At 62.8% G+C, this 11,900-nt stretch carries 10 protein-coding genes and 1 pseudogene; 4 read left to right on the forward strand and 7 right to left on the reverse strand.

Annotated features, from left to right (window positions below):
* Nucleotides 1-328 precede the first annotated feature (328 nt).
* From A2J03_RS02175 to A2J03_RS02190, 4 genes are all read left to right on the forward strand, one after another.
* Nucleotides 329-922: a YncE family protein gene (locus tag A2J03_RS02175; RefSeq protein ID WP_156520145.1), complete on the forward strand. Its 594-nt coding sequence runs from the start codon at nucleotides 329-331 to the stop codon at nucleotides 920-922.
* A 389-nt stretch (nucleotides 923-1,311) separates the two neighbouring features.
* Nucleotides 1,312-3,888 (forward strand): AMP-binding protein, encoded by a 2,577-nt coding sequence (locus A2J03_RS02180; RefSeq protein ID WP_442971314.1) that lies wholly within the window; start codon nucleotides 1,312-1,314, stop codon nucleotides 3,886-3,888.
* 58 nt (nucleotides 3,889-3,946) lie between these two features.
* Nucleotides 3,947-4,822 carry an SDR family NAD(P)-dependent oxidoreductase gene (locus tag A2J03_RS02185; RefSeq protein WP_068369127.1) on the forward strand — a complete coding sequence of 292 codons (876 nt, stop codon included), beginning with the start codon at nucleotides 3,947-3,949 and terminating at the stop codon, nucleotides 4,820-4,822.
* A 42-nt stretch (nucleotides 4,823-4,864) separates the two neighbouring features.
* Complete coding sequence (locus A2J03_RS02190) at nucleotides 4,865-5,434, forward strand: TetR/AcrR family transcriptional regulator (protein WP_068369154.1); 570 nt, start codon at nucleotides 4,865-4,867, stop codon at nucleotides 5,432-5,434.
* A 57-nt stretch (nucleotides 5,435-5,491) separates the two neighbouring features.
* Here A2J03_RS02190 and A2J03_RS02195 read toward each other — a convergent pair whose 3' ends face one another.
* The 7 genes and pseudogenes from A2J03_RS02195 to A2J03_RS30840 form a co-directional block, all read right to left on the reverse strand.
* On the reverse strand, nucleotides 5,492-6,079 hold the full coding sequence (locus A2J03_RS02195) for a hypothetical protein (protein WP_068369130.1): 588 nt from the start codon (nucleotides 6,077-6,079) through the stop codon (nucleotides 5,492-5,494).
* A 13-nt stretch (nucleotides 6,080-6,092) separates the two neighbouring features.
* Nucleotides 6,093-7,037, reverse strand: coding sequence for an MlaD family protein (locus A2J03_RS02200; RefSeq protein ID WP_156520146.1), 945 nt, complete (start codon nucleotides 7,035-7,037; stop codon nucleotides 6,093-6,095).
* 14 nt (nucleotides 7,038-7,051) lie between these two features.
* On the reverse strand, nucleotides 7,052-8,113 hold the full coding sequence (locus A2J03_RS02205; RefSeq protein WP_231912323.1) for an MlaD family protein: 1,062 nt from the start codon (nucleotides 8,111-8,113) through the stop codon (nucleotides 7,052-7,054).
* Nucleotides 8,110-9,210, reverse strand: a complete 1,101-nt coding sequence (locus A2J03_RS02210; protein ID WP_068369140.1) for an MlaD family protein — start codon at nucleotides 9,208-9,210, stop codon at nucleotides 8,110-8,112. The genes A2J03_RS02205 and A2J03_RS02210 overlap by 4 nt, the downstream gene beginning before the upstream one ends.
* Nucleotides 9,210-10,190: an MlaD family protein gene (locus tag A2J03_RS02215; RefSeq protein ID WP_082897529.1), complete on the reverse strand. Its 981-nt coding sequence runs from the start codon at nucleotides 10,188-10,190 to the stop codon at nucleotides 9,210-9,212. Before A2J03_RS02215 ends, A2J03_RS02210 begins: the two co-directional genes overlap by 1 nt.
* Nucleotides 10,187-11,194, reverse strand: coding sequence for an MlaD family protein (locus tag A2J03_RS02220; RefSeq protein WP_068369145.1), 1,008 nt, complete (start codon nucleotides 11,192-11,194; stop codon nucleotides 10,187-10,189). Before A2J03_RS02220 ends, A2J03_RS02215 begins: the two co-directional genes overlap by 4 nt.
* Nucleotides 11,194-11,900 (reverse strand): annotated as a pseudogene (locus tag A2J03_RS30840) (hypothetical protein); the annotation flags it as partial. The pseudogene A2J03_RS30840 and the gene A2J03_RS02220, both read right to left, overlap by 1 nt.

Here is an 11,900-nt window from a genome sequence, read left to right on the forward strand (position 1 = left end):
GAACGACGGCCGAAACCTGATTGTGTCGCGACCGAGCTTCGCGGACGTGGTCTCCATCGATCTTGCGTCGTGAAATATTTCGTGGCGCTTCGCCGTCGACGGCCAGCGGGCCGACCACATGGCGATCTCTCAGGATGGAACACAGGTCGCGGTCTCGGCTTCGACTGCGAACACGGTGCACATCCTCAACACAGTCGATGGTACGGAGATCGGCACATTCCCTACCGGTACCTCCCCTCACGAGAATGTCTTCACCAAAGACGGGCGGTACATTGTCAATGCGAGTATCGGTCGCGTTGAAACCCCCTTCGATGCACCAGAATTGGGCTTGACGAAGTTCCCTCGCTGGATTTCGTTCTACGACCGGGCCACCGGTGCTGTCGTCCGCAAGATCGACATCGGGCAGAAATTGTCGGAGGCCGGACACTCGAACATGAGTTCATCAGTCCGACCGATGACCCTGTCTCCGGACGAACGATACCTGTACCTACAAGTGTCGTTCTTTCACGGAATTGTCGAGTACGACCTCCAGGACGACAAAGTCACGCGAGTGGCGGATCTGCCGATATCTCCGGAGGCAGAAGCACTCCCGCGCGAATCGTATCTGTTGGACTCCGCCCACCACGGCATCGCGATGAACGCTGCCGGAACCAAAATGTGCGTGACTGGAACAATGTCGGACTATGCGACCGTCGTCTCGAGAGACACGTTGGCCGCCGGGCCCCTGGTAGCCTCCGGCGAGAAACCCTACTGGTCGACCCGGAGCAATGACGGGCAATACTGTTTCGTGTCATGGGCAGGCAGCGAAAAGGTATCCGCCATCTCGTTCGAGACCGGACTCGAGGTGGGGAGCGCCATCGTGGGGGACCATCCGCAGCGCATGCGCACCGGTGTTCTCGACTCGACCCTGCTTGGTTCGTGATCGTCGCTCCAACGGGAGCACCGTAGGCGTCCCCCAGGCACGCGTTCGCCGAGAAGCGAAACAAGTGCAGGCAACATGCGCAATCCCCGGGCGGACTGAAGACATCGATCGCGCTCGAAGCTGCACACAACTGAGAATTCACCCGTCCATTGCACAGGTCGCAGTACTAGCCGCAACGGCGCTCGAGGCCCCTGCCCGCCGGACCTCCCTGCACACTATCGTCCGAATCCGACGGCTTTCCGTCGATCCTCGTCGATAGTGTGCAGTAGGTCCGCGGCCTGTGAACCCACCCGAGTGAGCAGTCTTGTGTCGAGGACAGTAGGCGCTCTGTGGCGTGCAGACGGGCGATCCCAACTAGTTAGGTTCGGCAGCCCTTATATACTCCGTCGGTGCCCAGCGAGATCAGCTACGACGACCGCCCCGGTGTGCGCTTCGCGTGCGACCTGGGCCGCTTCGGCGAAGCACCCGCACTGGTCACGGCGCACGAGACTGTCACCTACCGCGACCTGGACGAACGCGTCGAGCAGCAGGCGTCGAAGCTCGGGGTGAAACGGTGCATGGTGCTCATCGCCGGTGCCAATGACATCGACGTCGTCGTCACCTATCTTGCGGCGCTGCGGGCGGGGCATCCGGTGCTGATGGCACCGGGTGACAATCCCGACCATCTCGACGGTCTGATCGATGCGTACCGGCCCGATGTGGTGGTGCGCAGCGTCGACGGCCGCACGGTCATCGAGAAACGCGGCCGACGATTGAGGCACCAGCTGCACCCCGACCTCGCATTGATGCTGAGTACTTCCGGTTCGACCGGGTCACCCAAACTCGTCCGACTATCGCATCGAAACGTGCAGGCCAACGCCGAGTCCATCGCCGAGTACCTGGGCATCCGCGCCACCGATCGCGCCGTGACGACGCTGCCCATGCACTACTGCTACGGGCTGTCGGTCGTGCACAGCCACTTGGCACTCGGCGCTGCGCTGATTCTGACCGATTCCTCCGTCACCGATCCCGAATTCTGGGACCTCATGCGGACCCAGCGCGGCACCACGTTCGCGGGCGTCCCGTACACCTTCGATCTGCTCGACCGTATCGGTTTCGACCAGCTGGATCTGCCCGAGCTGCGCTACATCACGCAGGCCGGTGGCAAGATGCCGCCGGACCGCGTCCGAAGGTACTCCGAGCTGGGTCGACGTCGGGGATGGGACTTGTTCGTCATGTACGGGCAGACGGAAGCGACCGCCCGGATGGCCTATCTTCCACCGGATCTCGCCGCCACCCACCCGCACACCATCGGCCGTCCGATTCCCGGGGGATCCTTCCATCTCCAGACAGTCGACGACGCCCCGGACGGGACAGGTGAGCTTGTCTACTCGGGGCCGAACGTCATGCTCGGCTACGCCGAGGGTCCCGACGACCTACGTCTCGGTGACACGCTCGCCGGCACACTGCACACCGGTGACCTCGCCCGGCGCACGGACGACGGACTTTATGAGGTGGTGGGCCGCCGCAGCCGGTTCGCGAAGGTGTTCGGCCTGCGTATCGACCTGCAGCACGTCGAGTCCACGCTCGAGCACCACGGGCTGACAGCGTGCTGCACCGGTGGTATCGACGAGCTCGTCGTCGTTGCGGAGGACGGCGACGTCGACGGCGTCCGCCGCACGGCAGCACAGGCCAGCGGCCTTCCCACTGCAGCGGTACGGGTGTGCCTCGTCGATCAATTGCCGCGAACATCCACCGGCAAACCCGATGTGCGAGCGGTTGCGGAGATCGCGGGTCGGCACAATCCCGACCTATCGGAAGCTGTCCCGACTACCGCCGATGTGAAAGCGCTGTACGCCGAGATTCTGCACTGTTCGCACGTCGGCGACGACAGTACGTTCGTGAGTTTGGGCGGTGACTCCCTGTCGTACGTTCGGATGTCGTTGCGGCTGGAGGAAATGCTCGGCCGCCTCCCCGAGAACTGGCACACCACCCGAGTACGGGACCTCGATCAGGCTCCACGTGTGCGCCGCGGCTGGCGCCGAGTGGAGACGAACGTTCTGCTGCGTGCCCTCGCGATCGTCCTGATCGTCGGCTCGCACATCCACCTGTTCTCGGTACTCGGCGGGGCGCATGTGCTTCTCGGGATCGCCGGCTACAACTTCGCCCGCTTTCACCTCGGGGCGGCCGAACGCACCGAACGGACTCGCCGTGTGCTCCGAAGCGTCGCCCGGATCGCCGTCCCCAGCATGGTCTGGATCGGGTCCGTCATCGCCCTCACCGGGGACTACCAGATCACCAGTGCATTTCTGCTCAACGGGATCCTCGGCCCGGAAGGGTGGTCTGCGGAATGGCGCTACTGGTTCGTCGAGGCGATCGTGTACATCGTTCTCGCGACTGCCGCGGTACTTTCCATTCCGTTCATCGACCGTCTCGAGCGTCGCTACTCGTTCTGGTTCGCGATGGGAGTCGTGGCATTGGGCCTCGTCACTCGATACGGGCTGATCGAAGTCGACGACACCCCCAACCGCATACTGACCGCGTCAGTGGTCTTCTGGTTGTTCGCCCTGGGCTGGGCCGCCGCGCAGGCGAGCACCACCTGGCATCGAGTGTGGGTCACCGCAGCAATCGTGGCCACGGTTCCCGGGTTCTTCTTCGGCGAAACACAACGAGAGATCATCGTCGTCGCCGGCCTCTGCATGCTGGTGTGGCTCACGTCGATCCCGTGCCCCGCAGTGTTGGCCCGAGTTGCAGGAGTGTTGGCTAGCGCCTCCCTCTACATCTACCTGACTCATTTCCAGGTCTACCTACCGCTGCGCGACGACCATCCCTGGCTGGCATTCGTTCTGTCGATCGTCGTCGGAATTCTGTACTGGCAGGCAGTGAACTTCACTCTCTCCGTGGGTAGACGGGTCATGGCGCGAATTCGACAGTCCGACCGGAGCCCCACCACCGAGTCGGGCATCCGGCTTTCCGAAGGTGGGTGAGCGCACCTTCGGGTGCATTTCACTTGACAATGTCACACGGGTAGCTCACAGTTGTCATATGACAACGTCACATCAAAGCGAACTCATCGTCGTGTCCGGTGCATCCACCGGCATGGGAGCAGCAACCGCGCACGCATTGGCCAAGCAGGGCTACCACGTACTGGCCGGCGTCCGACGCCCGTTCGACGCAGACACGATCCGCGCACAGAACATCGAACCAGTAATCCTCGACATCACCATCCCCGATCACATCGATGCGCTCGTCGACCGTATCGACGCCGATCCCGAGAACAGAAGTCTGCGTGCGATCGTCAACAACGCCGGCATCGCAGTCAACGCTCCGGTGGAGACCTTGCCTCTCGACCAGTGGCGACTTCAGTTCGAGGTCAACCTCTTCGGCCATATCGCGCTCACACAGGCAATGCTGCCGTTCTTGCGTCGAAGCCACGGCCGCGTCGTCAACATCAGCTCCGTGGGCGGAAAGGTCGCAATGGGTACATACGGTGCCTACGCCGGCGCAAAATTCGCACTCGAAGCAGTCAGCGATGCCCTTCGTCGGGAAGTCGCACCACATGGTGTTCAGGTGGTCGTCGTCGAACCTGGCGGCGTGAAGACCGAGATGACGGGCCGCGGCATCGAACGCGCACGAGCATTCGTGGAGGAGATGTCATCGGAGCAGCGCCAGCACTACGGCGCGCTCATGCAGGCCATCATCAATCAAGCCACTGCATTCACCGAAACCGGCGTCACCTCGGACGCCGCTGCGGTCGTCATCGCCAAAGCGGTCACAACTCGGAAACCTAAGACTCGCTACACAATCGGACGTGACGCCGCAATGCTCACTCGCCTGGCCAAGATCCTCCCCGACCGCGCCCTCGACCGTGTCGCCGCAGCGAACCTCCGGCCACATTTCCCGAAAGAACTCGCACGCTGATCGCTGCTCCGTCTGCACGGCAATGTCGACTACGCTCGAATGATGGTCTCACGAGCCGAATCCGCCGCGGCGACACGGGCGGCACTCATCGAGTCGGCGCTCGAACTGCTCAATTCCGGAGGGCCGGAGGCAGTTACCCTTCGCGCGGTTGGAGCTCGGGCGGGTGTTTCCCGGGGAGCACCCTATGGACACTTCAAGGACAAAGAACACTTGCTCACCCAGCTGGCACTCGACGCATGGGGTGAGGTGACCCTCGCACTGGACAGACTGATCGCCGACACCGCGATCGACCCGGCCACCCGACTAGAGCAGGCGCTCCTCACCTTGATCACCATAGGTCGCGAACGCCCACACCTGTACATTCTGATGTTCGCCCCACCCGCCGGAGACCCGGCCGTTGCCGCCCAAGCGGTCGGGGCATCGCAGGACCGATTTCTCGACATCGTCGCAAGCGTGGTGGGTGAGCAGGATGCGCGTAGGTACGGTGCACTTCTCCTGTCGAGCGCTCAAGGTATAGCCAACATGGAATTGAGCGGCCATCTCGGCCAAGAGAAATGGAACGCAACCGGCGAAGAACTCGTCGCAACACTGGTTCAGGCCGTCCAGCGGTGAGCCGGTCGGTGGTCACCGCCGGAAACTGCGGAAGATCCGAGCCAACCGCACAAACCGTCAGTTGCCGGGCAACGCGCCGTCGAGGCCACCGACGTCGGTGATCTTCCAATCGTCGTTCTTGTCGATGGTCAGCGAATACGTGACGGTCGTTGCCGTTCCCTGCGGGGTCTGCGCGCTGGTGGAGGTCACATTCAAGAATGCGTTGACCTGGAAGATTCCATCGGACTCGGACGTCACGACCGAGGTGATGGGTGTGGCCGAGGACGTCCACTGCAGCGGCAGGAGGATCTGTTCCAGTTGCTGCGCCGTCGCGTCGAACTTCGCCGCGAGCTGTGGCGTCGTGTTCGCCTTGAGTTCGTCCAGCCACCCCGTCGTATCCCGGTAGTCGATCGTGGACGCACCGAGGGCGTAGTCGGCGGCCACCTGCTCGGCATGTGCGTTGTCGGCGGCGCGCGCCTCATTGTCGGCGAGATCCCCGCGTGCCGACAGGTAGAGGGCTGCGAATGTACCGGTGGCGATGATCAAGGCCGCCACGATCAACCCGGTCACCACGGTGGACAGCCGAAGCTCGATACGTGTAGGCCGACGTGGGGAGTCTTCGCGCGACTCCGGCACTCCTTTTTCCGATTCTGTGATGGCAGACATGGTTCCTCTTTCTCTATTTCACGGTGATCTGAAGTTGTAGCGCACTGCCGTCGCCGACCGCTGTCGCTGCCTGCGTTACGAGGGCGCTGACATCGAGCGCCGGCATGGTGTCGAGCGCTGCAGCGGTGAGCGGCTGCAGCACGGGCACCAGTTCGGCGATAGAGGGACCGATTTCGGCGAGCAACGTCGTCAGTTGCTGCAAGAACGGCACCAAGCCACCGTCGGTGGTGTAGTCGGTCGCGGGATTCCCGATGGATGACAATTTCGACTGTGCAACAACCACATCGGACAGCCCGAGACCGACTTCGGTAAGCTCGGGTCCGGCCGACTCCAACGCCGGCCCCAACCAGGTCATGTCGCCGCCGAGCCACTGCAGGTCGGTCAGTAGCGAGCGGAGCTGCGGTTCATGGCTCATCAGCGTCGCGGCAAGCAATGTCGTCGATCGCTCCAGCCGCGGAATTTCCGATCCTGTTCCGGCCGTTGCCTTCTCGACCGTGTCGATGAGCGAACCGAGGGCCTCGGGGTCGAGTTGATCGAGCAACGTCACCAGTCGCGCCGACATCTCGGGAATGGTTCGCGGCGGGTCGACTGTGCGGGCGTCGATCGTCTGCCCGTCGGAGAGGTGCGGCGGCGACAACTCATTGCCCGGAGCGAAATCGATGTACGGTTCGCCGAGAGCACTGAGGTTTTCGATGACAATCGCGCTCGATGCCGGGATGTCGTAGCGGTCGCTGAACCGTACCGTGACCCGGACTCCGTCGGCCGATCTGACGACCGAGTCCACTTCACCCACTCGGGCACCGGACAGAAGAACAGCGGAACCGTTGTTCAGACCGCCCGAATTCGTCATGAGCACAACCGCAGTCGTCGAACGTTCGAACAGCTGGTATCCGAGAACTCCGAAAGTCATGTATCCGATTCCAAGGAGCAACACAGCCGCGATGGCGCCCAGAGACACTACCGAGCGAACCTTCACCGGACCGCCCCGATCATGCGCAACGCGGTGGCAATCTGATCGCTCTGTTCCGATTCCGACATCGTGACGTCGACCTTGGGCCCCTGTTCGACGAACGGGAAGATCCGAGTCCGCAGCAGATCGTTGAACTTGCTGAGATTGGTCGGCTGACTCAGATCGAGCGGGTTGGACGACAACACCATGGGCACAACGGCCGTGGCGGTCCGGTCGAGCGACTGCACCAGAGGGGCGAGCCAGAGGGCACTGTGCGCGACGGGACCGAGCCCGGCGAGAATCAACATCACACCGACTGTGGAGGTAACGACTGCGGTGGTTTGCTGGACACCGTAGTCGGTCAGCAGCGGATCGAGCATGTCCCGATCGTCGAGTACCAGTGCAGCATTGGCACCGAGACCGTCCAGAATCGCGTCGACCGAGCCGACATCGGCACCCACAGCGGCGATATCGTTCTCCACCGCGCTGAAGATGCGCGCAGTTTCGGCGGGATCGACGGGAAAGACGGAGTTCATCTGGCGCACGGTGTTCTGGAGGCTGTCGACGGCTCCACCGCCTACCACACTGGCTAGCCCGGCCAGGGTGTCCTCGACCTGTGGTGCCTGCGACGTCCGATCGATCGAAATCGTTGCCCCATCGGTCAGCAACGGTCCGTTGTCGTCCACGGCGGACAGTAGGGCGATGTGGACATCGCCGAGCGGAGTCGCCTGACGCAACTCGGCGCGAGTCTCCGCCGTGACCCGAGTCGATTCTGTGATCTCGACGTCGGCGACGACATACCCTGCGCGCGCCGCGTCCCCGGATGCGGACTCGGGCGCAACGATTCTCACGTCGACGAGAGTGCCCGCCTCGACTCCATCGGCGATGACATCGGCACCGAGCGGAAGGTTGAGAACATTGGCGAATTCGATCGACAACGAGTAGGTCTCACCCGAGACTCCAGTCCCCGGTACTGCCAATGCGGCCGGGTCGAACGAACATCCGCTCGCAACCACGAGGACACACAGAACGGCGATGGACCCCGTCGTGCGTCGCCTGCATCCGGATTCGGTCGGTCTCATCATCGGGCACCGGTCATTTCGAGTATCAATTGCTCCAGTGGAATATCGACCAATCCGCCGCTGTCCACAGCGCAGGACTGCCCGGCGCGGCCATCGAGTGCCGCACACACCTGGGCGAGGTGCGGATCGGGTATCTCGACCCGCGGCGCAGCGTAGGTGAGGGAGACTCGCCCGGTTTCCGGGTCGAGCGAATCGGTGAACGCACGAGAAACTGCGGGGAGCATTGTCACCACATCGCGCAGGTCGGACACTCCGGCGCTGATCAGTCGCGGCAGATCCTGATGAGCGCTGAGACTGCGCAGCGCCGGCGTACCGAACATCTTGACCAAGTCGTTGGCAGCAGGCAGTAGATCGTGAAGGGTGTCCATGATCTCGACGATCGGCGGAATCGCCAGTTTCGTGGCGGCGTCGAATTCCTCGGTCAGCCGAGTGACCATCAAGTGGACGTCGCCCCAACCGCTCCGAGCGCTGCGCGCCAGCGATGCGAGGGTGTAGATCAGATTGCCGATATTGGCTATCGCGGCGTCCGGCGAATCGAGTGCGGCACCGAGCCCGTGGACGATCCGGTTGATCTGATCCGAAGTCCCTTTCGTGGAATCGTTGAGTGCTGCAATACCTCCGGCCAACAGGTTGTCGCCTCCGTCTTCCTGGCCGTTCAGCTCGTCTGCCAGATTCGACAGGGCCGTGAAGGTCTCCGTCAAACTTTGGGGGGTGAGAGTGTTGTCGATACACCTCGACGAGTCCCATGCCGGCCCACTCGGTTCGTTGCCGATCACCGCCAATCTGCGGTCGGCGATGAGCGAGTCCGCCACCGTCGTTGCGCCCACATTCAGCGGCAGCGCGCGATTCGCCGGAATCTCGAAATCGACGCGAGACGAGCCTCCCTCGGGCTCGATCGACGTCACCGATCCGACATCTATGCCCAGAATCGACACCGCACTGCCCTCGAACAGTCCGATGCTGTCGGGCATGAGAGCGCAGTAGCTACGCATCTCCGGGGACGGCATCAGTACCTTGTATCCCCCGCCGACGGATCCGAGCAGCGCCACAACCGTTGCCACCGAAAGAAAAGTCCTGGACCGTATCAGTCGATCGATCATCAGCAGGTCCTTCCCGCAACGGGAATACAAGGGCTGGAGGGTGCACCAGCGGAGTCGGTGATCAACGGGTTCAATCGTTCCTGCAACACGCGGACGGCTTCGAGTATCGCGCCGAGTTCGGCACCGACCTCATCCAATGCGGGAATCGTGTCGGCCAGCGATTGCGCATGGGGCTTCAACGTCGACTCCCATGCCCGCCCGACGGGAGCCAGCGCGTGCAGGGCTTCAGCTATCCTCCGCAGCGCCACACCGACTTCGGCCTTGTTGTCGTGGATGAGAGTCTCGAGCAGGTTCAGTTTGTCGACCAGCCTCACCACGACGTCCAAGTTGCGATCGAGCGCCGAGGAGTACTCGTCGGCCAACGCCAGCGTGCGCGACACATCCTCGTTCTGCTGCTCGATGATGGTCGTGATGTTGTCCAGAGCCGTCAGCAAAGCACGAGGCGAGTCGGGATTCGCGGCCAGTTTCGACTCCGCCGCGCCCATATCCACTCGGATTGTGTCACCGTCCAACTCGTCCACCGGCCGCACCGCGTCCTCGAAAAGTTGTGGGAGGTTGTACGGCAGAATGACGCGCTCGCGGGGAATGGTCGTCTCCCCCAGCGGCGCGTCCCCCGCGGGGAGCACAGCCAGGTAGTGACCGCCGACGATGGTGAGCATCCGCACCTCGAGCGAGGTGGCGTCACCGATGAAGACGTCGTCCTTCACCGTGAAACTCATGTCCACGTGGTCCGATTGCAGGGTGACGGACTTGATCGTGCCGACGGTGATTCCGGCTACCCGAACGTCGTCGTCGGCGCGGACCGATCCGGCGTCCGACAGTTCTGCGGTGTACGTCGTCATTCCGGTCTCCACCACCGACACGATGCCCACGGCGGCCAGCAGAACCACTACCGCGACAGCGCCGAGGAGCCCCAACCGAACATCGGAAATTCCGGATCCTCCGGCGACGCGCGCTCTCTGCCGGGTCACCCACTTCATTTGTTGCACAGCGCGATCCTCTGCTGCTGGATCAAAATTTCCAGCGCATGCGGGGCCTGCGCCGTCCCGTTCGAGCACGTGGTGCTGACGTAAGCACCGGGGTCGGGTATCGCTGCTGCCAGTCCCTGTATCAGTGCAGGCAACCTGCCGAGCGTGTCGGCAGCGGCGGCCGGGTCCGGAATAGCTGTGCGCAGCACGTTGTCGAGGTGGGGGTTCGGGTCTCCGGTCAAACCCACGGTGTTCAACAGGCTCTGCAACGGGTAGAGCACAGGACGGATGGTCAACGAGAAGTCGATGAGACCACCGATGCGATCCGCGAGCGTCCCGAACACTGCCGTCATCTGGGTGAGGAGTTCCATCGCATGGCCGGACTTGCCGCCGAGATGGTCCACTACCTGACCGAGGTTGTGCACCAGGGTCGATATGACGGCTTGCCTGTCGGTCACGTAGTGATCGGTGAGCTTCTCGATACCGTCCAACGCCGAACCGACGCGGGTCTCGTCTCCCTCGATGACCGCCAACAAACTGCCCGTCAGCTGATTCAGATCGTTCGGGGTCAGGGTCGCCAGGACCGGCTGCAAACCGTTGAACAACGTCGTGATGTCGAACGCGGGGACAGTGTGGTCCGTGGTGATCGTCTCGCCTGGCTGCTGTTCCTCACCCGGATCGTCCGGCTGCTGCACATCGAGATACCGCATACCCGTGAGATTCTGGTAGCGAATCGCCAAGGTGCTGTTGACGTAGATCGGCCGCGCGCGTTCCGAGGTGAACGTGACGCGAGCCAACGGGCCGTCGAGTTCGAGGCCAGACACCTTTCCGACGCTCACGCCGTACATACGCACGTCGTCACCTGCTTTGAGCCCGTTCGCGTCGGTGAACAGCGCCGAGTAGCCTTCGGTAGGACCACCGACCGGCCGGTCGATCAGCTGGAACACCACCGTCAGCAGCATGATCATCACGGTGACGAAAGCAGCAAGTCGCGCAACGAGTTTCGGCGTGCTCATCATCGCCCTCTGTCCACCGGTGCAGGCACGGCTGCCTGCAACGGTCCTGACAGCGCTGGAATTGCACTGAGGTCTACCTCGACATTCAGCACCGGGCCCTCAGATGTGTCGTGGAACTTCTCGTTCAACCGATCCAGAAGTACGCCGAGGTCACGGCCAGTGGTGTGCGGCGTCGGAACGGTGGCGGCGATGGCATCGAGAATCGGTGCGATCAAGATTGCGAGTTCCTCGAAGTTCGGCTGAGCAGTGGTCAACAATGGGATGAGGCTCGGAAATAGGCTGTCCTTGAGCACGGACGTCGTGGCGTCGAATCTCGTTCGGTTCTCTTCGGACTTCATGTACTCGGAGTCGAATGCCGCGTCGAGCAGACGGATTCCGCCGTCGGCGGTCGACGGCAGACCGGCCAGCGCAGATCCATACTCGCGCAGCAGAAATGGCGCAGGATGGACTTGGGTATCGGCCACTGCCCTCGACATGGCAACCATGGATTGGAACAGCGGCGTGAACGCGGTCGCTCCGATGTCCATTCGGCGCAACACTTCTGTGAGCTTCGGAGTCAGGACCCCGGACGTGAACCCACCCAGCGAACCGAGCAGGGTGGAAATTGTGGCGTCGTCGACACGCCCCTGCTCCTCTCCGGTGAGATCGAGGACTGCGCCGTCGACGAGGGTGGCTCCACCCGGAGCTGGCTGCATCTCGATCTCGG

The sequence above is a fragment of the Rhodococcus sp. EPR-157 genome (assembly GCF_001647195.1).
Classification (GTDB): Bacteria; Actinomycetota; Actinomycetes; order Mycobacteriales; family Mycobacteriaceae; genus Rhodococcoides.